Origin of the sequence: Psychrobacter sp. 1Y1 (genome assembly GCF_051847395.2) — a bacterium.
In the GTDB taxonomy this organism is placed as follows: Bacteria; Pseudomonadota; Gammaproteobacteria; order Pseudomonadales; family Moraxellaceae; genus Psychrobacter.
Window position 1 is genome coordinate 915,984 of the sequence record NZ_JBPYDF020000001.1, and the last position, 26,900, is coordinate 942,883.

The 26,900-nt window shown below is 39.5% G+C and carries 20 protein-coding genes and 1 tRNA gene; 12 read left to right on the forward strand and 9 right to left on the reverse strand.

All coding sequences use genetic code 11. From position 1 onward, the window contains the following. Nucleotides 1–106: 106 nt before the first annotated feature. Both ACS8FA_RS17845 and ACS8FA_RS17850 read right to left on the reverse strand, forming a co-directional pair. Nucleotides 107–1,282: an Arm DNA-binding domain-containing protein gene (locus ACS8FA_RS17845; protein ID WP_439267065.1), complete on the reverse strand. Its 1,176-nt coding sequence runs from the start codon at nucleotides 1,280–1,282 to the stop codon at nucleotides 107–109. Nucleotides 1,283–1,284: 2 nt separating this feature from the next. Beyond that, complete coding sequence (locus ACS8FA_RS17850) at nucleotides 1,285–1,500, reverse strand: hypothetical protein (protein ID WP_020442991.1); 216 nt, start codon at nucleotides 1,498–1,500, stop codon at nucleotides 1,285–1,287. A gap of 136 nt (nucleotides 1,501–1,636) precedes the next feature. Here ACS8FA_RS17850 and ACS8FA_RS17855 point away from each other — a divergent pair, with 136 nt between their 5' ends. Continuing rightward, nucleotides 1,637–1,846 (forward strand): helix-turn-helix domain-containing protein, encoded by a 210-nt coding sequence (locus ACS8FA_RS17855; protein ID WP_057762347.1) that lies wholly within the window; start codon nucleotides 1,637–1,639, stop codon nucleotides 1,844–1,846. Between the two features lie 225 nt (nucleotides 1,847–2,071). After that, nucleotides 2,072–2,350 carry a hypothetical protein gene (locus ACS8FA_RS17860; protein ID WP_057758591.1) on the forward strand — a complete coding sequence of 93 codons (279 nt, stop codon included), beginning with the start codon at nucleotides 2,072–2,074 and terminating at the stop codon, nucleotides 2,348–2,350. 464 nt (nucleotides 2,351–2,814) lie between these two features. Here the strand turns inward: ACS8FA_RS17860 and qatD are convergent, their stop codons facing one another. From qatD to ACS8FA_RS17880, 4 genes are read right to left on the reverse strand one after another with little or no spacing between them, the layout of a single operon-like run. After that, complete coding sequence (qatD, locus tag ACS8FA_RS17865) at nucleotides 2,815–3,546, reverse strand: Qat anti-phage system TatD family nuclease QatD (protein ID WP_439267068.1); 732 nt, start codon at nucleotides 3,544–3,546, stop codon at nucleotides 2,815–2,817. Next, nucleotides 3,543–4,841, reverse strand: a complete 1,299-nt coding sequence (qatC, locus tag ACS8FA_RS17870) for a Qat anti-phage system QueC-like protein QatC (RefSeq protein WP_439267070.1) — start codon at nucleotides 4,839–4,841, stop codon at nucleotides 3,543–3,545. The genes qatD and qatC overlap by 4 nt, the downstream gene beginning before the upstream one ends. Beyond that, nucleotides 4,838–5,587, reverse strand: a complete 750-nt coding sequence (locus ACS8FA_RS17875) for a Qat anti-phage system associated protein QatB (RefSeq protein WP_439267072.1) — start codon at nucleotides 5,585–5,587, stop codon at nucleotides 4,838–4,840. Before ACS8FA_RS17875 ends, qatC begins: the two co-directional genes overlap by 4 nt. Further along, the gene (locus ACS8FA_RS17880) at nucleotides 5,587–7,353 is read right to left on the reverse strand and encodes a KAP family P-loop NTPase fold protein (RefSeq protein WP_439267074.1); all 1,767 of its coding nucleotides are present in this window, start codon (nucleotides 7,351–7,353) and stop codon (nucleotides 5,587–5,589) included. Before ACS8FA_RS17880 ends, ACS8FA_RS17875 begins: the two co-directional genes overlap by 1 nt. Before the next feature lie 265 nt (nucleotides 7,354–7,618). On the opposite strand from ACS8FA_RS17880, the gene ACS8FA_RS17885 reads away from it, so the two are divergent. Continuing rightward, nucleotides 7,619–13,927, forward strand: a complete 6,309-nt coding sequence (locus ACS8FA_RS17885) for a P-loop domain-containing protein (RefSeq protein WP_439267075.1) — start codon at nucleotides 7,619–7,621, stop codon at nucleotides 13,925–13,927. After that, a complete protein-coding gene (locus ACS8FA_RS17890) occupies nucleotides 13,833–14,561 on the forward strand; it encodes a hypothetical protein (RefSeq protein WP_439267077.1) in 729 nt (242 codons plus the stop codon). The genes ACS8FA_RS17885 and ACS8FA_RS17890 overlap by 95 nt, the downstream gene beginning before the upstream one ends. A gap of 418 nt (nucleotides 14,562–14,979) precedes the next feature. Here the strand turns inward: ACS8FA_RS17890 and ACS8FA_RS17895 are convergent. Next, nucleotides 14,980–15,056: transfer RNA gene (locus ACS8FA_RS17895), tRNA-Arg, on the reverse strand. A 352-nt stretch (nucleotides 15,057–15,408) separates the two neighbouring features. Here ACS8FA_RS17895 and ACS8FA_RS17900 point away from each other — a divergent pair. The 4 genes from ACS8FA_RS17900 to queF all read left to right on the forward strand — a co-directional run bounded on the left by ACS8FA_RS17900 (nucleotide 15,409) and on the right by queF (nucleotide 19,097). Continuing rightward, nucleotides 15,409–16,065, forward strand: coding sequence for a c-type cytochrome (locus tag ACS8FA_RS17900; protein WP_439267079.1), 657 nt, complete (start codon nucleotides 15,409–15,411; stop codon nucleotides 16,063–16,065). 317 nt (nucleotides 16,066–16,382) lie between these two features. Next, nucleotides 16,383–17,345, forward strand: coding sequence for an ABC transporter ATP-binding protein (locus ACS8FA_RS17905; protein ID WP_057758608.1), 963 nt, complete (start codon nucleotides 16,383–16,385; stop codon nucleotides 17,343–17,345). A gap of 29 nt (nucleotides 17,346–17,374) precedes the next feature. Beyond that, complete coding sequence (locus ACS8FA_RS17910; RefSeq protein ID WP_439267095.1) at nucleotides 17,375–18,148, forward strand: ABC transporter permease; 774 nt, start codon at nucleotides 17,375–17,377, stop codon at nucleotides 18,146–18,148. Nucleotides 18,149–18,212: 64 nt separating this feature from the next. Then, nucleotides 18,213–19,097 carry an NADPH-dependent 7-cyano-7-deazaguanine reductase QueF gene (gene queF, locus ACS8FA_RS17915; RefSeq protein WP_439267081.1) on the forward strand — a complete coding sequence of 295 codons (885 nt, stop codon included), beginning with the start codon at nucleotides 18,213–18,215 and terminating at the stop codon, nucleotides 19,095–19,097. Between the two features lie 123 nt (nucleotides 19,098–19,220). Here queF and ACS8FA_RS17920 read toward each other — a convergent pair whose 3' ends face one another. After that, nucleotides 19,221–20,939: a proline--tRNA ligase gene (locus ACS8FA_RS17920; RefSeq protein ID WP_439267083.1), complete on the reverse strand. Its 1,719-nt coding sequence runs from the start codon at nucleotides 20,937–20,939 to the stop codon at nucleotides 19,221–19,223. 593 nt (nucleotides 20,940–21,532) lie between these two features. Between ACS8FA_RS17920 and ACS8FA_RS17925 the strand changes: the two genes are divergently transcribed. After that, on the forward strand, nucleotides 21,533–22,273 hold the full coding sequence (locus tag ACS8FA_RS17925) for a DUF4230 domain-containing protein (protein ID WP_439267085.1): 741 nt from the start codon (nucleotides 21,533–21,535) through the stop codon (nucleotides 22,271–22,273). A gap of 27 nt (nucleotides 22,274–22,300) precedes the next feature. On the opposite strand, the gene ACS8FA_RS17930 is transcribed toward ACS8FA_RS17925, so the two are convergent. Then, the gene (locus ACS8FA_RS17930; protein WP_439267087.1) at nucleotides 22,301–23,923 is read right to left on the reverse strand and encodes a cryptochrome/photolyase family protein; all 1,623 of its coding nucleotides are present in this window, start codon (nucleotides 23,921–23,923) and stop codon (nucleotides 22,301–22,303) included. A gap of 171 nt (nucleotides 23,924–24,094) precedes the next feature. Between ACS8FA_RS17930 and ACS8FA_RS17935 the strand changes: the two genes are divergently transcribed. From ACS8FA_RS17935 to ACS8FA_RS17945, 3 genes are all read left to right on the forward strand, one after another. Further along, nucleotides 24,095–24,796, forward strand: coding sequence for a phosphoribosylanthranilate isomerase (locus ACS8FA_RS17935; RefSeq protein ID WP_439267097.1), 702 nt, complete (start codon nucleotides 24,095–24,097; stop codon nucleotides 24,794–24,796). A gap of 170 nt (nucleotides 24,797–24,966) precedes the next feature. Continuing rightward, nucleotides 24,967–26,241, forward strand: coding sequence for a tryptophan synthase subunit beta (gene trpB, locus ACS8FA_RS17940; protein ID WP_057758619.1), 1,275 nt, complete (start codon nucleotides 24,967–24,969; stop codon nucleotides 26,239–26,241). Between the two features lie 155 nt (nucleotides 26,242–26,396). Further along, entirely contained in the window at nucleotides 26,397–26,885 is a 489-nt protein-coding gene (locus tag ACS8FA_RS17945; protein ID WP_439267089.1) for an HNH endonuclease, read from the forward strand. The last annotated feature ends 15 nt before the right edge of the window (nucleotides 26,886–26,900 follow it).

The following is a 26,900-nucleotide window of genomic DNA, read 5'->3' on the forward strand; positions in this document are numbered from 1 at the left end:
GTTACAAGTCATTCAAATAACTGTAGCTTCATTAATGTAAAGCATCCAGCATTAAAATCGAAAAAAGACATCTATTTGGATGTCTTTTTGTTAAACATAGGTATTTTCATGGATTTTGTATTATACCTCGCTCTATCAGTAGCTTATCTAAAGCACTCCCATCCTGACGAGTTAGATTGGGCACATAACGTGAATACACTGTGAATAACATTGTAGTGCTGCTATGACCCATTTGCGCAGCAATCCATTCAGGAGACTCGCCTGCAGCAAGCCAAAGAGTGGCAGCCGTATGTCTACTTTGATAGGGATTACGTATATCAAGCTCCAGATATCGCAATAACGGATACCAAACTCTCTTTGTCACATTGCGATGACTCAAAGGAGTACCTGCTTTTGTACTAAACACAAACTCACTTCGATGTTTAGTGAAGCTCTGCTGCTCAATCAATGCATCGTAAACCAGTTGATTCATGTGGATAATACGATTAGAGCCGGAAGTTTTAGTGTCACCTATAACACCTCCAACAATTGCTTGATCAATAACGATTTGTCTACGTTCAAAGTCAATATTTTTCCACGGTAAACCGTCAATTTCACCTGTACGCATGCCTGTAAAAAACCGTACTGTGAAATATGGCTTATAGTCTACTCTGACGTTGTCAATGATGAGCATGACTTCCTCTAAGGTAAAAGGACTAACATTACTTTTAGGTACACTTAGTGGCTTTATATTCTTCCAAGGGTTCTCAAAATCAAAACGCTCAGATGCTTCGGTAATCACCATACGTAATGGGGTCATAATGTGATTGATTCGAGATGCTGATAAAAGCCGTCCATTATTTCCCTCCTTGACTAGATTACCCCGAAAAGCCATTATTTTAGCTTTGTTGATGGTATTTAGTGGCACATTGCCAAAATGGGGAAGTAGATAAATCTTAAGTATGTTTTCTACATTAGTTATCTGAGAGCACCGCCATTCCGGTTTTTTTTCCTCTAACCAAACTCTGCTAAAGCAATCAAAGTCTGAGCTTGAGTCCTTATGGCTATTCGTTGATCTCATGAGCTCTAAGCTTTGAAACTGCTCAAGCTTTTTACTCTGCGGAAAATAGTTTTCATATCGAAAACTACCTAATTGAATCTCTGCTTGCATTTTACTAACGAAATTTTCTAGACGCTTTCGATTAGACTTAGTGTCTGCTAGCAAGGTTTGCTCTCTACAACGTTGGCCTATGTATCGAAAATCTAAATATAGGTTGCCATTACGGCTATTGATACTTGCCATGATTACGCTCCCGCTGCAAACGGGATGGTATCGTCGTAGCCTGTCAGCATTAACTCTTCGATCTTTTGCCATATGAAAAGGATTTTTCTACCTCCAAATGGTTTGATGTAATGAACGCCCTCAATGAATACCGCATCCTTAAGTTGATTGCGTATGGTCTTGCTGTCATATTTAATACGTTGTGACAGCTCTTCGGTTGTTAAATAGGTATAACTCATAGTAAAATCCTTACTAAAGATTAAAGTGTTATTATCTAATAGCTTTATGACCTGCTATAGAACATAATTTACACTAAAAATCATCTTTTGCAAGACATTTTTATCTACAGTAGGTTATTTTATTATGGAGGAGGTTATGGTGAAATGTAATTTATCTAGAATTATGGGCGAAAAAAGACTTAAGATTGCCGATGTGTCTAGAGATACAGATGTCAACAGAGGCACAATCACACGTATGTATAACGAAGAAGCGACCAGAGTGGATCTAGAGGTAGTAGAAAAGCTATGCTTATATTTGGATATTGAAGTGGGCGACCTTTATGAGCTAGTTAAGGAAGAAGAATAAACTTTCCTCCTTTTAAAATTCAAGATAGTGCTGCGCTTATCAGTTATTACACCAAATAATACGCAGCAATATAGTTTCTCAAATGAGTTAAATGTTCTATTAAGTAATAAAAAGCTCTATAGAAGGTTATTTTGAGTTGCATCAGCTAAAAATGTATGTATAATTCAATCTGTAGGAAGTCATTACGACTAACAGAAAGAAATATTAATCTACAGGAGGTTATACATGAACACATTTATTAAATCGCCGCATGCTTCAATCTGGTTAAGTGCCGAAGCGATATCGCTATCTACCAAGCTTATGGTAAACCTGCAAATACAACAGGGCTCGCAGTTAGCAAGAATGCTAGGCGTTAACCCCCTTTTCTACAATGATGAAGCGGTTAGGATATGGGTTCAACGTGAGCTCAATGAGGGGTTAGCGCTAAATCATTATGCATTAACGAATCTTGAAACCAAATTTTTGGACATTATGAATCACTACGATATTCCTTATTCGTTGTGATCAACGTTAACTATTTGGTTTGGAGATAACCATGAGCTTAAAACTTATTTTTAGCGCCAATGCAGATCAGTCCGACATACAACTATGTGAAGACTATTGGGCATACGGGCATAATGGACGGTATGTAGAGCATATAGAAACGCTCTGTAGACAGTATAGTGTTGATTATCATATTTTGTTTGGTGTATTAGCGGAGTGCCAAGCTTACTTAGATGATGTGCACTGTGAGTACTGTGGACGGCCTTATCAACTTGATGTACCAGCGGATATACCTTATATCAGAAAACAATCATCTTGGTTCTGCGAATCATGTATTAGTTTTTCTGGCGGGCAGCTTACAGTTGGTAGGTAACAATTTGAAATGTACTTGATAACCAGATTGCTAATGCTCTCTGGTTTTTTTGCAAATGTGATTTATTTATAGATGTATCGAAACGAGGGGGAAAAGTTGAGGCTTGCTCTGATTAATGATTAAGCTTTACTAGATGTTTTAGATTCATTTCTAACTGTTCATGAACTAAGGCAACAGGTATGTGCCACAATTCAGATAACTGCTTAGTAGCAATATCACTATCCCATGGCATTAGAGACTTTCTATTGAACTTTGCAAACGGGCCATCCGTTTCAGTAAGAATCCGATCTTTTGGCATCATTGATACCAAAGCTTGCCCTTTTTTAGTATTAAGCATTGCAGGACCAACGGTGAACCAACAACCCATATTAATCGCTCTTTTAAGCTGTCCCTGAGTACCTGTAAACCAGTGAAGTAAAGGAATACCATCAATGCTTTCTAACTCATCTAGAACCTCAGAAGCACTCTTTATACTATGAATACTCATAATCCGACCACCAGAATTGTGCGAAGTCTTTAGGATATGGCGAAAAACTTTCAACTGTATGTCCCAATGATTTTTGAAGTTAGTTCCTCCATCAAGACCAATTTCACCGATATACTTCGCTTCAGGTAGTAGAGCATCGAACAGCTCAAGCTCGTGTGCTCGATGATGAGCAAGCTGGGGATGTAGCCCCAAGGCTGTTCTAATACGAGAACTGCCGTGTGCTAATAATTTGGTTCCTTCCCATGCTTTGGGAGTCGTAGTTACTGATAATAAATATATGCCTCTATCGTCACATTTTTTAGCTACTTCAAATGGGTTTTGATATAGATCCAAATGACAATGCATATCTATTTTCATAACACACCTTTTGATTCGAAATATAGCTTAACTTCATCAAGACCTTGAGTAAACACAGTCTTATAATCTGCTAGCTCGTTTTCAGGTAAAGGCCCACTATTTAGAACCCAAGTGCTAATATTCTTATGCTCTTTTTGTGCTATAGCAATTAGCATCGCCATAACATCATCCCGATGGTCAGGATCAGATAATACATCAGTAAGTGTTTTAAAATAAGTTATATTTTCTTGAATACCTCCTGTGTGCAGAGATGCTTTACGAATAATACAAGGTACACAAGTTCCACACTGTTGATTCTTACGTTTCCAATGGCTACAAGAGACTGTTTTATTTACTAAGTTTGCAAGTAGCGTTCTATCTTGACATTCCAAAACCATTTGACCCTTAGTTTTGAACTGATAGGGATTAATGATAGTACATTCAATACCAACTTGATCAAAAATACTCTGAATACTTTTAATAAAGTGAGGATGAGTTGTTCTTGTACTTAACGTACCAATACGTCTAGGTGTAAGAGGCGCATTTAGGGAAATAAATCCATTTTCAGGTACGTATAAATCGACATTCTGTAAACTGTTACTTTGCTGTATAGCGCTTGCCCCTACAACTGCAAAAGCTAGAAAATTGATACTGCGAGTACGCATCGTGATATCGGTGATACCCATTGCCTTATGAGGATCTGCGTTTACTTCGAAACGAGAATATTCACCTGATAAAACTTGATCGATTTCTTTTTGAAAAGCACTATCACCCTTGTATGCATGACTAATCAATAGAGGTTTATACCCATTATCTAATAAATCTATGGCACCTATTGTTGAGTCTAGTCCTCCTGAAAACAGGCTCACACAATTAAGATTATCAAGTTGGGTGAGTTTAAATCTTTTATCTTGGGGGATAAGGGGAGGCGCAAAACCTCCTTCTGTGAATTCTAAATTCCACATGTCGCCGCTTAAAAAGTGTAAAGCTTTCTCTAGTTGTGATTGCAAAGCAATCCAACAATCTGGTTCACACAATGGGATTTTTAGTGAAAGCTGTCGTGTCCAGCCATCTGGGCTTTCTGAACGCAATACAAAAGTATCAGCTGCCGTAACCGCTAAAGCGATAGATAAGAAATCGATTGCTTTAGAATTGACTTCAACGCCTAAACGCTGAATTTTCTCTGTTATTGGATTACCTATAACACTTATATCACCCCGAGACTTTCCATCTATGCCATATAATTGAACAGGAATTAAGGACTCATTTGCTTGGGGGAGTTGTTGACAATCATGATGAAATACCAATTCAGTCATGCGTAATTCTCCCATTCTATCCATACATCAATAATTGTTTGTCTTTGAATTTCTTTAACTTGAACTTGTGTTAATGTACTAATATTATTAGAAAGCCTTTCTGCCATGTGCTCATTTACTATTACATCAATTAATGAATATAAAGAGTTTTCTATGTGAATTGCTTGTTTAGGCGTTTCAGCTTTGTCAAATGCACCCCCAGAATCCATCATTAATTGTACAAAAATAACTCTACATAGGTAATTTATCATTGTATTGGTAATAATCTCAGCTGTGACGTTTTGAGAATCGAATATTTCTATGCCTTCTAACGCTTCGGCTAAGGATAGATTCATAGCAGCTCTTATTTTTTCTGAATCACCATCTTCAGTTGCAAGAGACTGCGTTATCCTAGATATTGCAATGTCAACAGGTAGACCGTTCAGACTATCTAAATTGATAGCTGAAGTACCGGTACCACTACCACTAGTTAGCAAACCAAATAGTTGTGAACCTACACTGGTCGCACTACCCATGCGTCTTACTGCTGCTGCACTTCCTCCACTGGAAATTTTTGCATAATGCCCAACAGCTTTTCTTAAATCGGAACTACTACCGTTTGATACTGCTCTACCTAAAGACTCTCTGAAAGAAGCATAGCGACGATTTCCTGAATTTGGTAAAGCTTGCTCAGGTGTGTCATCAGCCCAAGGTGGTATTAAAGGAGACTTTCCTCCTGGTCCTGGGCTAGATTGCGAAGTTCCCATTACTGCTCCTTAGACCACGATGATTGATTTAAAACGCGCTTCAACCATACAGGCTGTTCATTGAGGCTACCTAAGTACCTGACTAATATATTTGCTGAAGCTTCAGAGTGTTCTGCAAGAATATAAGCACCAGCAAAACCTATTGGCTTATTTGCCCAATCTGATACTGTCCTAAGATGACTAATGAGACCTTCCATAATAGGGACTTCTTCTTCTAGCACTATTGTTTGCATAAGTCTTTTTGCTGTCTGTGATGCCTCATTTTGCGTAACTATAAGCGCATCTAAAATATCTCTACCTGCTGGAGATATACCTGTGATGTATGTACCTATAGGTATAGTTTCTCTAGATAAATATATTGCAGGTCTTAAATCAGTGTTAGATAGTTTAGGTTCAAGCTGTGCCCAGTCTTTTATAAAAGCTGTTGTTGTTGGATTATCAGTCCATGATTTAGGGAGATCAGCATCTTTACCGGACTCCAAACTTGAAATGAAACTAGGTTTTCCCCGTTCTTTATCAATACAGTTATAAAAGTCTTTTGTAGCTTGTGCTCCAGCGCATCGCTCAAATACTACTAGTTTAGTTATAAGTGCTTCATCTATTGGCATATTGCGACGCGCAGCGGTCTTAGAACGCATTTTTATTACGTTTAAAAGTCTTTTCACGGTTCTAGGGTTTCCATGAATAATTGGTGAATTAGCTAATATTGGAGCGATACGGTCTGCTCGTTCAAATGATTTTGCTAATTCGTTATCCTCAGTAAATCCGAGCAGAGCTAACGCATCATTTCTAGTGATAGGGTCATCTTTCCAAGACTGTTGTAGAGCAGCTTCTAATCCCTGTCTAAGGTTATTTAGTTTAGTAGAGTCAATTCCAGCTTCAATTGCATATAGCATAAATAAGTAGGAACGAATTTCTCTCACACCAGCTTTGGGTACGCGGATAGGCACTTGAATGAGTTTGTCGATGTAATCAAGCTGGTGTCTATCTGTGCTACCTTTAAAATGCTCAGCAACTGAAGATTTAATCATTTCTTCATCAGCAGCAATTATAAAAGCTGTGTTTTTAAGAAATAAAAATAATCGAATCGCTTCAAGTGTATGAATAGCATTAACAGGTAGACAGCGATCTAAATTATCAATAATAATTACGACTGGCTTATCTAGCTCTTCTAGTATTTCTTCATACTCTGTTCTAAAAGCGTGAATTTGCTCAGGAGGGGTTTCGGACTCTTTGGGTTTTATCGTTTTATCAAACTCATTCTTCACATCTCCTACTAAAGCACGACCTGCTACATACTCACTTTCACTTTGAACCCCGTTAGTTGCTTCACCAATAGTACTAACACTTCGGGCAATAAGTCCTCCAGTTGGAACACCGAAAGCTAGTGCGGCTCCTTCAGCAAGCAAACCCAAAGTTCGGAAACCATTAACTCTGTTCAATAACCCTTTACTTTTTTTAAATAAAGTTTCATCTTCTTTAGATGCTTTCAATAGTTCAGTTGCTATCACTTCTAAAAGAGAGGCTCTTGCATCATCAAAACCTTGATAAAGCCATGCATCAAAATTTATTACGATATAGTCCTGCTCGTCGTCTTCTAGTTTAGTTTCAATAAGCTTGAGAAGCGAAGACTTGCCTGCTCCCCAGTTACCAAAAATTCCAATTGAAATAGGTAGCATATTTTTAGCAGATAAAATATCGACCGCAAGATCCGATACTTCACCAAAATTAAGATAATCTTCACTTGATTCAACGTCAGACCACATAATTTCATCTCATTTATATAATTTCATAAACAATAATTATAAACTATTGTGCATATATAAACTTGAATGGATATGGTAGTTTTTGAGTATTGTTAGATGTTTTTTAGTTTTGATTTAGCTAGATGCGACAGTACTTGATGTATGAGATTGCTTGTACCTATCAATTTTTGTGGAGTGTTGGTATATTTGAATTCAAATAGTAATTTGCAAGTCATGAAATATTTCCTAGCTTTTTTCAACTATCATATTGGACGAATCATTTTCTATGAATCAGAATGTAACATCCATTAATTTTTCAAGAGCTGGTGATATTTTTCACTATCGCTGGGCTGTCAAAAGATGCTTAAAGTTATTAGATTTCGATACTGATTTAACTCATATTACGATAGAAGGCTCTGACGATTATAATCAAGGTGGTGAAAATGTTGTTGATTTAGCCGAGTATAGGGAGTCAGCTAATGGTGAAAAGTCGGTAGAATACTTTCAGCTAAAACATTCTACGGTTAGAGCCGATGAAGACTTTAAGATATCTGACCTCAAAGACACTATCATTGGATTTTCTCAAAGGTTTATAGATGCTAAAAAGAATAAAAATTATTCAGACTTTGAGTTTACTGTAATAACCAATAGAAAAATATGTCCTAAATTTAAAAAAACTGTCGACAACCTTGCTAGAGGTCTTCCTGCAGATATTCGTTCTCTCAATACATTAAAAAGTTATACCAAGCTTAGTGACACAGAATTAAAAGAATTCTGTTTACATCTTAATTTGTATGATACTGAAGGCGATTTTAATGTACAAAAGCAAAATATACATAAAGAATTATCTCGAGTTTGGGTATCAAAAAATATAACCGATATGGAAAGTATATTGGTAGAAACAGTTAGAGAGCGTATAGAACCTCATAAGTCCAATGTTATTAAAAAAGAAGATATTCTTGAAGCTTTTAATATAACTGATATTAATGACTTCTTTCCTGCACCGCCAAAGTTTGAAGCGCTACCTTCTAACTATATTCCTCGCCAACAGCAAGACATTATAATCAATAGTATTCAATCCGCTAATACTCATACTATCATTACGGCGTCAGGGGGTATAGGCAAGTCAATTCTAAGCAGTAATTTAGTTAATATTTTAACTATACCTAATATAGTGATTGCTTATGACTGCTTTGGTAACGGAGGCTATCGTAAGACAAGCGAAAAACGACATACTGTTAAAAGTGCAATGACTCAGGTTATTAATGAATTAGCCAAAGATGGGTATTGTCTACAAATTATCCCTACTAGAAATGAGCCTGATGAACATTGGATTCGCCAGTTTCTAGACAGGATATATGAAGTTTGTAGTAACTTATCAGCCGATCACCCTCAAGCATTACTGGTCATCGTATTTGATGCTGTGGATAACGCTATGATGGCGGCAGATGAGTTCAATGAAAGTTGCTTTGCTAATCAGATCTTAAAGGAAAGTGTGCCAGATAACTGTCGATTGGTGTTTACCTGTAGGCCTGAAAGGTTGGAGCTCCTTGATCCACCAAGCTCTATCGTACCACTAGAGCTATCACCTTTTACCATTAAAGAAACGCTAAAAAATTTGCATCAATATTATGCTGATGTAAATATAGGGCAAGCAGAAGAGTTTAATAGTTTGACAGGCGGTAACCCTCGAGTGCAAGCCAATGCATTAGCTTTGAACTATGAGTCCTTACATGAGTTGCTATTGTCGTTTGACTCAACAATCATAACTGTTGAGGATTTAATAGAAAGACAGTTAGCAAAAGCTGTTAATGAATTAAAAGATAACTTCCCATTAGTTTATAGACAGGACATCGATAGCATTTGTATAGGATTGGCAACCTTACCACCCTTTATTCCTTTATCCGTATTGGCCACTATTGCAAATGTTCCAGTAGATTCGGTAAAAAGCTTTGTAGCAGATTTAGGACGTCCATTATGGCTAACAGACCACGCTGTTCAGTTTCGGGACGAACCTACTGAAAAATGGTTTCAAGACAACTTTAGTGCAACCAAAGATCAAATATCAAACTATATTAATGCTATCAAACGCCTTGATATCGTTAGCCCATATATTGCTGAAGCTCTACCCATATTACTTCATAAGTCTGAAAAGTATGATGAGTTAGTGGCACTGGCACTGTCTGATGAATACCTACCTGAAGGCAGTCCATACGATAAGAGCCTAATTAAAATCACACGTTTACAATATGCTTTTAAAGCTTCGTTAAAAGTTAATCGTATTCATAACGCTACTAAACTTGCATTACTAGCGGGTGAAGAAATTGCTACTAATGAACGGCAAAATGAAGTATTCAAAAATAATATTGATTTAGTCACTCAAAATCTATCAGAAGGCAGAATAACGGAGCTAGCCCACAAAAAGGTCATAAGAGGAAAATGGCAAGGTTCTGAGTTAGTGTATTCGGCGTCATTACTCGCAAGCTTACCCGATTCAAAAGGACAGGCTACAGTTTATCTGCGTTCTGCTGAACACTTTATGCATCGCTATTTTGAAAAAAGAGATAGCAATAACAAAGAGCACGAGGATTTCTTTGATGAAGAGCTTGAAGATATTGATATTGTAGAGCTTGCTTCAGCACATTTTAATATTTTTGGAAGCAAGGATAGTGTGGATTTTATTGTGGGGTGGAAACCACCAGAGACGATTTATCGTATAGGTTTACAGTTTCTTAAAAGGTTAATTGATAGAGGTAATATTGCTACTGTAGCTCAAATGGTAGTTTATGGAAAAGATAACCCTAGTTTTGTGCTTGCAGCGACTGAAGTACTTATGCAAGTAGGTATAACACCACCACGAGAATGCCTGACACGGTGTCTTAGTATCGTTATTAATCCTAAAACACGACTTGAAGTATCTAGCGAATATAGCTATCACAGAGCTTCTTATTCTAATCGTACCTTCTTATCATTCTTTGAAGCTTGCCTTATTCAGAAGCTATCTGTAAAAAATATTCGAAGAGGACTAAATTACTATTATAAACTACCATATTCATATGCTCTTTCAGAAATAAGAGCTTATGGGGACGAAGTAGAGAATTTCTTACGTTTTTTATCCTTACAAGCAAGTTTTCAAAATAGCTTTAAGATAGATCATGAAGTCTTTATCAAAAAATGCTTTCAAAGGGATGATAAAAAAGGCTACGAGTCAGAAAAGGAATTTAAAGATAGTTGTGCTCTAATCAATGAGTTTTTACCACTGTATACTTTAAGGGTAAAAACACTTGTTGGAGTAGATGTTACTAGTGTAGGCGTTATAGGACAAACCATAGATATTTTTATTAAGCAATATTCTGATCGCTATCAAGATTATGATCCTAAAGCTTATTTAGCGACCAAGGTCAAATTCGATATCCTATTATTTAATAAAGAACAATCCATAGTAGATATATTCATTAAACAAGTGGAAATTGATTCAATTAAATATAGTTTTAAAGATAATTTTTATTTTGTCAGAGCTAGTTGCCATCATTCTAAGCTTAGTGAGTTGGTTGATATATTTGAAAATAAATTAGAGCAGATATTGCACAAATTTGATCACGAAGAGTCGCCAGAATCTCATTCTGATAACTATCTAAATTTCTCTAGATCTATTTTAGCTATTGATCTAGAAAATGCTGCCGTCTATTTTGATACAGGATTAAAAAAAGCCACAAATTTTGGTAATGAAGTGGTCGACCGATGGGAAGCAATATCTGCTATAGCTCAACGTAGTGTTGAAGATAAGCAATATAGTTCAGAGCTTGCACATCGTTATATGCGAGCAGCGGAGTTGGTTGGCGATTCAAGTACAGGACAGAATTATTGGAATGAACAACAAATCATATCTACTTGCCTAAAGCTGTCACCTATATCTACATTTGCAATAGCAAACAGATGGAAAGAAAGAGATGTGGGATTGCATGGGCGTTCAGTAGCAATAATTGCCAAAAGTACACTAGATTTAGGGATCATTAACCCAATCATTTTATGGTCATTAACAGCATTTTCTTTTAGCGGCAGTGTAGTCGATTTTCTAGATGTAATTATTACTACAGTGCCTCACAAGCAAAGTCAGCAAAAAATGTTTGATCAGATCGTTAGTGAGTTAAGAACTAAAAGTTATACGGGCGAGCAATGGAAAACTATCGAAGCACTAGCAAACGATTATGGACTACATAATGATGAGCTTGTTTACATAAATGAGCTTAGCAAATCCTACGAAATAAAGGGTACAAAATCAGCCTATATAGATGAAAAACCAGAGAAAGTCGATAGAAGTAGGCAGTGGTTTGATAGATATAGTCATTTGGATATCTTAACTTCAACAGGTTTTAGAGAGGCTTTTAGCATTTATGAAATTAAAAGGAAAGCTAGGCAGTATGATAATTATTTCTGGCAGGGTTGTTTTTTAAAAGTCACCTCTAGAAAAGCAGTGAAATTTTTGAATATTGTCATCAATTCAAATGAGTTAGATTTCTATGACATTAAAAACGCTTTTGAAGCTATTCCAGACGAATGGAAAGCCAAGCCTGCAGTAATGCAGCATTGGCCATCATTCGTAACCAACCTTGCCTCAAGGTTTCCGAGTAATTTTACTTTGAATAATAGGTATGACAAAAATCACTTAGACTGCTTTATCTTAAATGAAGATTCTCGAGAAGCTGTTCGTTTAGGGGCAACTAAAGGATTATCGGAAACAGGACTGATTGAGGATGCAGGTTCACTGTTTCAGTTTGCCCGTTATTATGCATCGCAACTAACTGTTGCAGAAGCTAAAGACTTGGTAGACTTCGGTCTCTCCCGTTTTGAAAAGTACATCGATTCAGAATATGCAGACGGCGTATGGAAGGATGAGTTTTTATTACCGACTAGCATAGAGCATGCAGTAGTTAATTATATATATGCAAACCTAGGGTCTCCTTTTGTAGAGGAGCGCTGGCGAGCTGTACATGCAGTAATACGATTATATCAATTGGAATGTTATGAGGAAATAGACTTACTGATGGACTGTCTATCTAACGGTGTGTTAGATATTTTCATTCCACCAGCCTATGACTTTTATGCATTACATGCAAAATTATATTTATTAGTTGCTCTAACTCGCTGTGTTCATATTAGTGTAACTCCTTTACTAAAACACAAAGAAGAATTTGTCGCCATAGCCCTTGATGATAGCCAAGGCATTCTACTTCAGTATTATGCCAAACAAATATGCTTGCAAATTTATGGAAGTATCCCCAATAGTTTTGATGAGTCCACTTTTGATCATATTAAGCAAATAGCTGTTTCTCAAATCTCCGCTATTACTGGTGAAGAATATAGCTATTCTACCGATTCACCTTGGCATCAAAACCAAAATTTTAATGACTTACCTGAATTCTATTTTGGATATGATTTTGATAAGTCGTGGCTTCCACCGCTCGGTAGAGTATTTGGAATTTCATTAAAACAAATAAAAGACATAGCAAAGGATATTTTATTTAATGAATGGAAGATGGTACTTGATGGCAAGTGGATAAACGATAGCAGGAAAAATCTGTGGAAAAAGCTAAACAGCAATTCACGTCAGTATGATATGCATGGTAGAGATGGTAGTTATCCCGATATTGATAGTTATAGTTTTTATATCTCTTATCATTTGATGTTTGCGGTAGCTTCAAAATTGATTAAAGCTATGCCAGTTGTTCAGGTCAGCTATCACGAAAAATCATCTTGGTTAGAGTGGTTAGATAGGCATTTATTACTAGATGATAATCTAAAATTGTTATCAGAAAGCAGAGATTACATACCTATCGAGAGAAGAGACTGGGTGCTTGAAAATGCTAATAAAGAATGGCAATGGCAAATAAAAGAGAATGATTTTATTGATTTGCTGGTTAGCACTCAAGGTAATAGCACTTGGTTGAATGTAGAAGGTGAATGGGAAGAGGTTGAAAATAGTAGAATCGAACGGGTCTCATTCAAAAGTATATTAGTACCCAATCGTTTCAGTCAGTCCTTATTAAACACGACTATCAATCACGAGAACTATATCCACGAATGCTTCCTCTATGACTTTTGCTCGATTGATAATGAACATGACGACAAAGTGTTTACAGTAGTAAAACTACTTGAGTTAGATGAGGAAAGGTACGGTGTTGGCTCTATGGATCCGTTTCTTGGTGGTGTCAGAAGGATACAGCCATTTAAACTACACTCTGCTATTACAGAAGTAATTAATTGTACTTATAGCAATGATATGAAAAACTGGCAACTTGATGATAAGGTGTGTTTACAAAGCAAATATTGGAGCGAAGACAAACCAAGTCATAATGACGATTATATGAGGAATGGTAATCAGGCATTAGCGTCTCTAGATTTATTAACTCTCATATGTAAGCAAATGAATGTAGAAATTGCTATTCAATTGAATATCAAAAGAACATATAAAGACTCATATAATAGTTGGAGCAAGGACGATGACATTGGATATATCCCACCCTATAGCAAAACCTTCCTCTTATCTGCAGATGGAAAGCTTAGAGACGCAACAAAGGGTTATCAACTTAGGTAAGCATTTAATTGATAATTTTAAAAACGATGAAGTTGACGAAATAACAGCATGGATGTGTAACTATATCGCTGAAAAAATATTATTAGTTGAACAAACTAATAATGAGGATACTAAGCAAGAGTGCTTTGACACTATACTTAAGCTTTGGGAAAGACATTCTTCATTTCCTGATGGCAAACGTCCATTTGAAAATCTTGAGCCCGTTTTAGAAACATTAAATTCGCTAAACCCTGGCAATCAAAATAATAGATACTTACCTAATCCATTTGCCCAATTCTCTTCAGATAAAGATGACACTGATTTGAATAGTTGGCTTAAGATGACGAAGGTTTTAGATAAGAATGCACGTATTCTTATCTATTTTTGTATTAATCAAGCTATCAAAGAAACTATAGATGAAGATACCAAGAATTGGCTCACTGAAATAAGCCAGCTTTTAGAAGACCCTGTTATCAAATTTAAGTTTCTTTATCCAGATGAAGATGAGTCGATAACAAACCAAGATAAAATAGAGTCTTTGAGAGGTAAGCTTGCAACTATGGAAGAGTTCAAATCATTAAGTGAAAGTATTATGGGGGCTATTGAGGATGAAATATCTGACTTGGAAAAGAACCAATCAGTCACGAACCTTTGAAATTGTAGGCCATACCATTTTGTATTCAAACTAAAAAAATGATTACGGATGAACTGATAGGACGTTTTTATTTTTTATCTCGAACTGAGTTTGATTCTTAAATTTTAAGCTACTGAACTTGTCAATAAGCATAAATTATAGGGCTCCGTTACCACAACCAACTTTCAACAATCTTGGTCACAAAATGGTCACCGTTTGGTCACCGAGCACTTGGTCACCGATTTTTAAAAGGTAGAGTACATGCATGCAAACTTATCGTGATTATATTATTAGAGAGTGGACAGCCTCTTAAGAGTTGATGAATATATAACCACTAACCCTTATAAATAAATACTTCAAAGAAATTTTCAGACATAAAAAAGCCTCAAACAATATAATGCTTGAGGTAACATTTGAACAAAACTTAAGCTATAAATAGTGGTGCGCTCGGCGGGAATCGAACCCACGACCCTCGGCTTCGGAGACCGATACTCTATCCAACTGAGCTACGAGCGCATATGATAACGATATGTCTGACTGTCACGCTTAGATGCGTATGATAATTAGCATAAGGTGTCTAGAAATAAAGACCGCTTAGTCTAACAAATAAAAAGCATAAAGCCAATAAATGACAGTCGCGATTGAGGTTTTTTAAGAAAAAACAGCCAAGTCATTAAACAAGCATGGCAATTTACCTGCCTTTTCCCTTATAATGTTGGGGAGAATTCATATTTATAATCACCGATTGCAAGTGCGCTGGCACGCGGGATGGCTGTCTGCTATTGAAGACTTAGAGGTCGTCAAAGAAGGACAGACAGAATGTCCGAGCCGTGCTAGTCCTTGTATACGTAATAAGAGAACGTGACGAATGAGAAAAGTAGTTATGTTATCGGCAGCTGCCATTCTAGGAATCGCTAGTATCGCGGTGAGCCAAGCTGAAGATGTTGTAGACACTCCTGTAACTGCATCAGACGTAGCAGAAGGCCAAGAGGTCGTAGAAGCTGCTCCTGAAACGCTAGGTGACGATACCCAAGCTGCTGCAGATACGACAAATGGTGCTGCACCCACTGACGAAGCCGCTCCAGCAGAAGGCGAAGAAACTGCCGCTGCAGCGCCTGCCGCTGATGAAGAGCCAATTCCACAAGATACGCCGCAAGTACAGAAGCTAATTGCTTTGTACCCTAATCTGATTGCGCGTATCCAGCCTGTTGCCAATATCTGTTTTGAAGATGGTGAAGCTTGTGATGTAACGGCACGCTCATCTGGCCCAGCTGCTGGCGACGGTCCTCGTGACGGTAAAGCGGTATATAACGCCGTATGTCATACTTGTCATACAGCAGGCTTGCTAGGCTCTCCTATCTTTGGTGATGCTGGCGCTTGGGGCCCACGTATCGCAAAAGGTAAAGATACGCTATATACCCATGCTATCAATGGTTTCAATGCGATGCCTGCCAAAGGTGGCGCGGATATTCCTGATGAAGAAGTTCAAAATGCCGTAGATTATATGGTCGCAGAAGCAAGCTAATCTTTGTTGATTACCTTCCAAGCTTTTACGATAGTTATCTATAAAGCGCCTATTTCAGTGATGAGATAGGCGCTTTTTCATGATGAGTATTATTAATACGGTACTTCGAATATAAGGCAGTTGAAATTCGCCATGAGTAGCCTCATTTTATGAGATTAGTTCGTTTATTACCGTACATTGTCACCTTTAGATAGTAGAGTGTGTTGAACATTCTTATACGGCTTTTGCCTATATGATAATGATAGTCGAATGTTCAACACGGCCTATTATTCTAAAATCGCATTTTATATAAATTGATAACAAATAAAGAGGTCTTCATGTCTGATGCACCAGCACTCTCCATAAAAAACCTATCCAAGACCTACGATAATGGGTTTTCGGCATTAAAAGGGGTTGATTTAACGGTACCACAAGGTGGATTCTTTGCGTTACTCGGGCCAAACGGCGCAGGTAAATCTACTATGATTGGTATTATCAGCTCATTGTTTAAGCCAACCACCGGTAGCGTCCATATTTTTGGTACAGATCTATTAGAGAACCCTTCGATTGCCAAGCAATACCTTGGCGTTGTACCGCAAGAATTTAACTTTAATATGTTCGAAAAAGTCGAAGATATCCTAATTACACAAGCGGGTTATTTTGGTATTCCGGCAAAAGAAGCCAAACCAAGGGCAAAAAGGTTACTTACAGCATTGGGACTGTGGGATAAGCGTGATAGCAAATCACGCGAATTATCTGGCGGTATGAAACGTCGTCTGATGATTGCGCGAGCATTGATTCATAAGCCAAAATTATTGATTCTTGATGAGCCAACAGCGGGTGTCGATATCGAGCTACGCCGCTCGATGTGGGAATTCATGCAGCAGATTAATATCGAAGAAAACACCACTATTATTCTGACGACTCATTATCTCGAAGAAGCTGAGCAATTGTGTAAACGCATTGCGATCTTGGATCATGGTGAGATTCGTATTAATACAGAAATGAAAGAGCTACTGGCGCAGCTGTCGGTAGAGACATTTGTATTTGATTTAGATACGCCGCTCACTGAGCAGTTGGCTCTGACAGGAGTGACAGGGGTCTCGCAACCAGATGAGCAAACGTTAGAAGTTACCTTGACAGAAGGTGAGTCACTAAACGGTGTCTTTGATCAGTTGTCTGAGAAAGGTATCAGTGTGGCGAGCATGCGCAATAAAGCCAACCGACTAGAAGAGTTATTTATGCGCTTGGTAGACAAAAACATTCAAAGTGCAGATAGCATGAAGGAGGCGGGGTTATGAGTCAGGAACTAATCGATCATAATAAAACAATGTCATTGAGTAAAAAGTGGATTGCGTTTCGTACTATTTGGTTCAAAGAAGTACGCCGTATTTTACGTATCTGGCCGCAGACGTTACTACCGCCAGTTATCACGATGAGTTTGTATTTTGTCATCTTCGGTAAGATGATTGGCTCGCGTGTGGGTGAGATGGGCGGCGTGCCATACATGCAGTTTATCGTGCCTGGCTTGATTATGATGTCGATCATCACTAACAGTTACTCTAACGTCGTCTCAAGCTTCTTTAGTGCTAAGTTCACGTCTAGTATCGAAGAGCTTTTGGTCTCGCCTGTATCTAAGCATGCTATTTTGATGGGTTATATCAGTGGTGGTATCTTCCGTGGACTGGCTATCGGTTTGATTGTCTCGATAGTGGCGCTGTTCTTTACCGATCTTGGTATCGAGCATTTATTTGTGACTATATTTACGGTACTTGGCACGTCTATCTTGTTTTCGTTAGGTGGTTTTATCAATGCGGTATTTGCACGCTCGTTTGATGATATCTCTATTATTCCGAGTTTTGTATTGACGCCATTGACCTATCTTGGCGGTGTGTTTTATTCGATGGAGAATTTATCGCCATTTTGGCAAAATATCTCGCTATTGAATCCTATCGTCTATATGGTCAACTCATTCCGTTACGGTATTCTTGGCTACTCTGATGTCAATGTTTGGTATTCGATGGCGGCTATTTTTGTGTTCTGTGCGATATTTTATACCATTGCTTATCGCTTGCTAAGTAACGGCTCGCGCGTACGTTTGTAGTGTGTATTATTCGCTAAGCATATTATGTAGAGCAAATTTTAAACGTTTAATATTAGGAAGACAGATGAGTATTCACGGTATCTTGGGTGAGCAAACTACAGACTATCCAACTGAGTATAGCCCAGAGACGCTATATCCGATTGCGCGTAGCATGGGACGTGATGCGATTGGTTGGCAAGACGACAAGCTAACCGTTGGTGTCGATTGGTGGCATGCTTTTGAGATATCTTGGTTAAATCCGCAAGGTATCTCGCAAGTAGCGATTGCACGCTTTAGTATCCCTGCTAGCTCACCGTTTATCGTAGAATCAAAATCGCTCAAGCTATATTTGAATAGTATTAACTTTACCGAGTTCGCCAGTTGGAACGACGTACAAGCGTTGATTGCGAAAGACCTATCAGCTTGTTTACAAGCAGACGTACAGGTAGCATTATTTGGCTTGAATGATGATTTAAATGGTAACGAAACAGCGTTATTAATTGCTCAGCCTGAGGGTGTTTGTATTGATGAAGCATTGGCAGGCAACACGGATAAAGTTGCGTTAACGGAACATCCTGATGCGTCACTGCTGAGTACTAACGAAGTAGAGACGCGCGACGAAAGCGTGGCAAGTGATGGTACGCAGCCGTATACTTTTTATTCCAATCTACTGCGTAGTAATTGTCCAGTGACCAATCAACCAGATTGGGGCACGTTGGCCGTTTCGATAACGACTGATAAGCCTTTTAATAATGCAAATATGCTGCGTTATATACTGAGCTTCCGTCAGCACAATGGTTTTCATGAGCAGTGTGTCGAGCAGATATTTGCTGATTTAAGCCAATACTATCAGCCAAGCGAGCTAATGGTACGGGCGTGGTATACGCGCCGCGGCGGTATCGATATCAATCCTTGCCGTGTTAGTGATATCAGTCTATTGCCTAAGCCAAGCCGTTTAATCCGCCAGTAAGTTCTCGCTAAAAATACAATGTGAATAAAAATACAATGTTAAATAGTTTTTAAGCCCATAAAAAAGCGCCTATCTCACATGATGAAATAGGCACTTTTTGTTATATAGTCTTTAATTATAAGACTATTTACCGCTTACTTTTGCCATGACTTCTTCACGGCTCAGCATTTGTTTTTCAGCTTCACGGCGATTGACGTACTCATACTTGTCTTCCGCCAAGTTACGATCAGAAACGACAATACGATGCGGAATACCAATCAACTCAAGATCAGCAAACTTAACGCCTGGGCGCTCATTACGATCGTCCAGTAGTACGTTGATGCCTTGAGCTTTTAACTCTTCATACAGGGCGGTTGCCGTCTGCATGACCGTCTCTTCTTTAGACTTCATCGGGATGATGGCGACTTCAAAAGGAGCGATCGAATCATCAACCGTTGGTGTTTTTGGCCACATGATACCGTTTTCATCATTGTTTTGCTCAATAGCAGCGGCAATGATACGGCTAACGCCAATACCATAACAGCCCATCATCAAGGTAACAGGTTTGCCATCTTCACCAGAAACCGTACAGTTCATCGCTTGTGAGTATTTATCACCCAACTGGAAGATATGACCGACTTCGATACCGCGTTTGATTTTTAGGCTGCCTTTACCATCAGGAGAAGGGTCGCCTTCTTGTACATTGCGTACATCAACGATGCGAGTAATGCGAGTATCACGTGCCCAGTTCATACCGATAGTATGTTTGTTCACTTCATTGGCACCGCAAACAAAATCTGATAACGCAGCTGCCGAACGATCAACGAATACAGGCATATCTAAATTAACACCGATATAGCCTTTGTGCAGGCCTGCCGCTTTTAGCTCTTCGTCAGATGCTAACGTCAATGGTACGTTGGCTTCTTCGATTTTCTCAGCTTTGATAGTATTGAGCTGATGATCGCCGCGCAATACGATAGCAATCAATTGTGGCTCATCATTCTCAGTATGACCATGAACTATTAAAGTTTTCACCGTCGTTTCTAACGGGATGTCCAAGTGTTCAGCAACCATTTTACAGCTGGTCATGCCTTCGGTCAGAACGTCTTCACGCTCCATTTTCGGCGGTTGACGCTCAGCGGTGCTGACAGATTCTGCTAGCTCTACGTTGGCTGCATAGTCAGATGAGTCCGAAAACGCAATATCGTCTTCGCCGCTATCTGCCAATACATGGAACTCATGTGAAGCAAAGCCACCGATAGAGCCTGTATCTGCTTGTACCGCACGGAAATCTAAGCCCAAGCGGGTAAAGATGCGTGTATAAGCGTCATACATATCATGGTAAGTTTTGGCCAATGAGGCTTGATCCACATGGAAAGAGTAAGCATCTTTCATGGTGAATTCACGTGCGCGCATCACACCGAAGCGTGGACGAATCTCGTCACGGAATTTACCTTGAATTTGAAAGAAGGTAATCGGTAGTTGTTTATAACTACGTAGCTCACTTTGTGCTAGATTGGTGATGACTTCTTCGTGCGTTGGACCAAGTACAAAGTCGCGATCATGACGGTCTTTGAAGCGCAATAGCTCAGGACCATAATCATCAAAACGTCCGGTCGTCTGCCAAAGTTCAGCAGGCTGAGTCATCGGCATTAGCACTTCTTGTGCACCGACGTTTTGCATCTCTTCACGAACAATGCGTTCGACCTTTTGCAAGACGCGCAGACCCATAGGCAACCAAATATACAATCCAGAAGCAATCTTGCGGATAAGACCAGCACGCACCATCAATTGGCTTGAGGCGATGTCGGCGTCACTTGGGGTTTCTTTTAGTGTGGCAAATAAAAATTGACTGGCTTTCATAAATAAAGCGTAACCTTATCAACGATAAAAAAATAAGAAATAGTAGGATGTTGAGCGTATGGCTAATCGTTTCATTGCCGCCGCAAGCTTACCTTTATCACTTAGCAATAATCTAGGGTATTTCCTAGTTACCAACCTGCTTATATACAAAGCACATCAGTAAAAACCACTCTCATAAAAGAGAGGCAAATTTGACTTGATGTATCAATATGCCAAAAATGCAATATATTCAGGTCAAAACCCTGATAAATGCTTTGAGACTGACATTTTATTCATACAATCTGACTATGTTAGGTAAAGTTCGCCTAAGACGCAATGACTTTTTGTCTTTTCAGACCGAACGTGATGCAAAGGATTCAATAAGGGATAAATAATTGAGCTATTCGTATGATTTTATAGCAAAAGCACTGATGACTTAAGAGACAGTTTATTAAGATGATTGCGTAGAGGTTTATAGATAAAGTTATGTAGAGGAATGGTAGCCATTACTTGAAGTTACTGCACAATAGTCGCATCTATAGACTAAGCATCTGTTCTATTTTTACAACGCTCTTAGCCTTACCAAACGATGCAACATTATAAAGGTAGCTTCTATGGATAATCCTGATATGAATAACGCTAATGCCACTCAAAAGCCTGCGAAACGACCTATTGCGACAATGTCATGGGTGATATTACTTATCGGTCTAGCAGCGATTGCCTTTGCTATTTATAGCGCGCAAAACAAACTAGAAGAAGCGCCGATAGAAACTATTACTCGCGAAGGGGTGGTTACGCAAATTCAGCAGTTAAATCGCTTACATACCGTCGCATTCAGCGTTGATACAGTGATTACGAGCGAGCGACCTGGGAGCTGGATGAAGCTATGGCAGGATGAGCAAAAGGCATTGTTTGTCGCTCATGGTCGCGTAGAGGCAGGCGTTGATCTGAGTGCACTGACACCTGAGATGGTACAAGTGGTGCAACCTGCTCAAGCTAATGCAGACGAAGAGCAAGTAGCTGATGCCAATTCATCAGTTGCCACTAGGCCGCAAATCAATATTACTTTGCCGCCTACAGAGATATTTTCAGTATATCTGGATGATATCGAGATTTATGACTGGCAGACAGGGGCTTTTGGCATGATGCAAGTCGATCCTAAGATATTGGCACAAGCACAGACCATGGCAAAAAAAGAAGTGCTTGAGCGTGCCTGCCGAGGTGATGTCATGAATATGGCATTGCAAAATGCGCAAACACAATTGCAGCAGCTATTTGCACTCACGGGAGCGGTAGTGACGGTTACCACTCAGGGTGCAGGCGCGTGCCAGTTGCCAGTCACTACCAATAGCTAGTCTGCTGGTTGTTTTCTAAAATTAAGCCTATTTTTTAAATTCGGCGATAGCTAGCTTGCGTACTGATTTATGCTCGACCATTGGCGCAGGATAGTCGACCTCGGCAAACTTACCACCTTTTGCCAATTCCTTACGCATCTTGTCTTCGTTGTGCAAGATACTGTTAGGAATATCTTTTAACTCCGGTAGCCAAGTTTTAATAAACAGAGCTTTAGGATCATGCGTATTGGCTTGGCTAAAGGGGTTCATAATACGGAAGTAGGGCGCTGAGTCCGTACCTGTCGACGCGCTCCATTGCCAACCGCCGTTATTGGACGCAAAATCGCCATCTATCAGCTGCTGCATAAAGTAACGCTCACCCAAGCGCCAATCAATCAATAAATCCTTCGTCAAAAACATCGCGGTGACCATTCGCAGGCGATTATGCATAAAACCTGTCGCATTCAGGCAACGCATTGCTGCATCTACGAGCGGTACGCCTGTCTTACCAGTGCACCATGTCTCAAAATCATCATTGTCATATGACCAATTAACCTTATTGTCGGTATCTTCTTTATAAGCTTTATGACGAATCAGATTTGGTTTTTCGACCAGTACATGGCGATAAAAGTCTCGCCACGCAAGCTCACTTATCCAGCGATTGATGTCTTCATTATCACCGTCATTACCGTGTAGATTTTCTTGTGCTTTGCTCGCCTGTAGATAGCATAATCTAGGACTGATAGAGCCTATGGTGAGGTAAGCCGATAGCTGACTGGTTGCATGCAGATGGGGGACATCACGGCTCACATCATAATTATTGATATCATCATCGACGAATGCCTCTAGACGCTGGCAAGCGGCAGATTCACCTGCAGGATAGGCGTCTCTTGCGCGGTCAAGCTGAGCTATCATATCGATATGCTGCAATGACTCGTTCTTTTCTAATGTCTGCTGGTAGTCACTGAGCATCTTCTCACTTAGTGATTTGATCTTGTCGATTGTATTGGCAAACGTTTGCGATGATGGTAGTTTGATTTTATAATCGCTATCCACTGCGGGTGCTTCATGCATTTGAATGGTGCTGACGTCCAATGTATGTCGCCATTTTTTATAAAACGGCGTAAAAACCTTATACATACTATCGCCATCATTGGTCGTGATAGTTTTTGGTGGCAAAATGCATTGGTCATGCCAGCGGACGAACTCGATATCGCCTTTTGCAAGTTGTTTGCTTAATTGTTCATCACGATCAATCTCATTGCCTTCATACTCGTGATTGGCCATGACGCAGCTGATTTCATTGTCATTGCAAAAAGTCGTGAGCGCCTCTATACAGTCAGTAAAGCTTGGGCAGAGCTGTACTGTTAAAGTGATGTTCAGTTGCGATTGCAAGTCCTTTGCTAGAATAGGTAGCGTGCGAGCAATATGATCAACTTGTACAAGAGACGTATCGTGCGCTTGCCACTGCTCAGACGTCAAAAAGAATACGGCAGACACTGAGGCGTTGTCTTCCTTTGCACGTTCACAAAGCGCTGCTAAAGCAGTATTGTCATGGATACGTAGGTCACGACGAAACCACATCAAGTAATGTGCTGGATTTTTGCTAGTAGCATTGTCGCCAGTATCAGTATCAGTATCAGTAGCGGCTGTCTGTGCAGTCTTAGACATCAAAGTATCCCTATATTAATCAATCGCAATCATAAACAAAACTAAGGATAAAAGTATGCTAGGATAAGTTTTTGGATGCAATGGCTTTGCCGTTTGGTTAACAAAACCTCATCACATCTAACGATTTATCTTTGGCTTGAACCTATCTGATGCCGCTATAATCGGTGTCATATTCAGTACCATGAAACGCAAGGTCACAAAATGCACGTTAAGTTTTGCGGGTTTACTCAGCTTGGTGATATACAGACTGCGGCACAGCTAGGTGCAGATGCAGTGGGTTTGGTGTTTTATCCACCAAGTCCACGTGCGGTCACAATAGCGCAGGCGCAAACCCTGAGCGCTGCCGTACCTGCTTTTGTCAGCGTAGTGGCACTGGTAGTCAATATGCCTAAAGATGAGCTGCTCAAATTAGCAAATAACGTCTCTTTTGATGTTATCCAGTTCCATGGTGATGAAACGCATGAGCAATGCCAACAGTTGGCAGGTATGGTCAATAAACGCTGGATCAAAGCATTGCGTATCAATACAGAGCAAGACAGTCTCGATAGCGTTCGCGCCCAAATTAACCAATTTGCGACCGCAGGTGCTAGTAGTATTTTATTGGATGCTTATCATCAAGATGTATATGGTGGTACAGGGCAGCGTTTTGACTGGAGTCTCATTCCACATGACAGCGCACTACCAATCGTTTTGGCCGGTGGACTCGATGCTGACAATGTTGCCGCGACATTAGATTTGCCTATTTATGGCGTCGATGTGAGCGGTGGTATTGAGGTTGATAAAGGTAAAAAAGACGCTGCCAAAATGCGTGCCTTTATGAAAGCGGTCAAACGCGATCGATGGCAAAATGCTACGGTCACTGGCGCCATCTAAGTGGGTTTGTATCAGGCTATTTGTCATACATAATCTGCTTAGTTGATCGTTATTCCGATTTTTCTGCTTAAATCTTATTAGATTATTATCCCTTTTATTATTTTCTCTCTATTTATCTAAAGTTATCTAAAGTTATCTAAAAAATACCACTTATTACAGTAGGAATTATCATGAGTCATGTCGAGAACAAAGATTTATCTGCTACCGCACAGTCTGTAAACACTTTTACCAATCCTGAAAATGTACAGGACTTCAACCAGTATCCTGATGCGCGCGGTCATTTTGGTGTACATGGGGGGCGTTTTGTCTCTGAGACGCTAATGGCTGCTCTAGAAGAGCTAGAAACACTTTATACCAAAGTCAAAGCAGACCCAGCGTTCTGGGAAGAGTATCACAATGATTTGGTCAATTATGTCGGTCGTCCAACGCCGCTGTATCATGCTAAGCGTTTGAGCGATGAGATTGGCGGTGCGCAAATTTACTTTAAGCGTGAAGACCTAAACCATACAGGCGCACATAAAGTAAATAACACCATTGGTCAGGCATTGCTTGCCAAAATGTGTGGCAAAAAACGTATCATCGCTGAGACTGGTGCAGGACAGCATGGCGTAGCGACGGCAACGATTGCTGCACGCTTAGGGCTAGAATGTATCGTCTATATGGGTGCTGACGATGTTGAGCGTCAAAAGATGAACGTCTATCGTATGCGCTTGCTTGGCGCGACAGTTGTGCCCGTCACTTCTGGTTCACGTACTCTCAAAGACGCGATGAACGAAGCCATGCGTGACTGGGTGACCAATGTCGATAGCACCTATTACATTATCGGTACTGTGGCAGGCCCGCACCCTTATCCGCTATTGGTTCGTGATTTTCAAGCGATTATCGGTAAAGAAGCACGCATTCAGCATCTAGAAAAAACAGGAAAAATGCCTGATGCATTGGTTGCTTGTGTTGGTGGTGGTTCTAATGCGATTGGTTTGTTCTTTGACTTCCTAAACGATACTGAAGTAAAAATGTATGGCGTCGAGGCAACAGGCGATGGTATCGAGTCAGGTCGTCATTCAGCACCATTGGCTGCTGGCCGTATCGGCGTATTACATGGCAACCGTACTTACCTCATGGCAGATGATGATGGCCAAATTCAAGAGACGCATTCTATCTCAGCGGGTCTTGATTATCCTGGTGTCGGTCCGGAGCATAGCTTTCTAAAAGACATGAAGCGTGTTGAGTATGTCGGTTGTACTGACAAAGAAGCGCTAGAAGGCTTCCATGAGGCCACGCGCAAAGAAGGTATCATTCCTGCGCTTGAAACTGCTCATGCTGTCGCTTATGCATTGAAACTGGCTAAAACCATGACCCCTGATCAGACGATTATCGTTAATATGTCAGGTCGCGGTGACAAGGATCTGCATTCAGTGATGAAGGCGGAAGGAATTGAGTTGTAGTAACGAGCATTTGCAATAAGTGATTATTTTCCATAATTGATGGCTAGGCCTTCTACTAAAGAAGTAGAAGGCTAAATAATATAGTTAATGAAATCTTATAGTTTTCAGTTATTAAGCTGTCTATCTTATTTTTTACCTATAAGAGGTATAGGTTGATGGCAAAAGTCACACCTTCTATGGCTAAAAACCAGATTAAACGTAGTTTGCTTCAAATTATAGATTCACATCCGAATAAAACGCAAAAACAGAAAATATGGTGTTATTTTAGTAATTGTTGTGCGTATTGTGACGTAGTTATTGACCCTAACAGTCGTCAAGGACATCTTGATCATCTATTAGCGGTTCAAGATGGCGGTAGCAATGATATCTATAATTTTGTGCTGGCATGTCATATTTGTAATGGCGACGAAAAAAGAGAAATGCCATGGCGTGAGTTTCTGAGCAATAAGTGTAAGAACTTATCTAATAGTATCTATCTGGAACGAGTAGCAAAGATAGAAATATGGCAAGAACAGTCGATTATGAGCCAAGTAGATGCGGAATTATTGGCTCGAATGGAAACTATTATAGATGAAGCTAAATCTAACTTTGATCAGTCAGTAGAAAAAATGCGTATATTGCGTGACTCTATAACTACGAATTAATTTCATAACAATTAA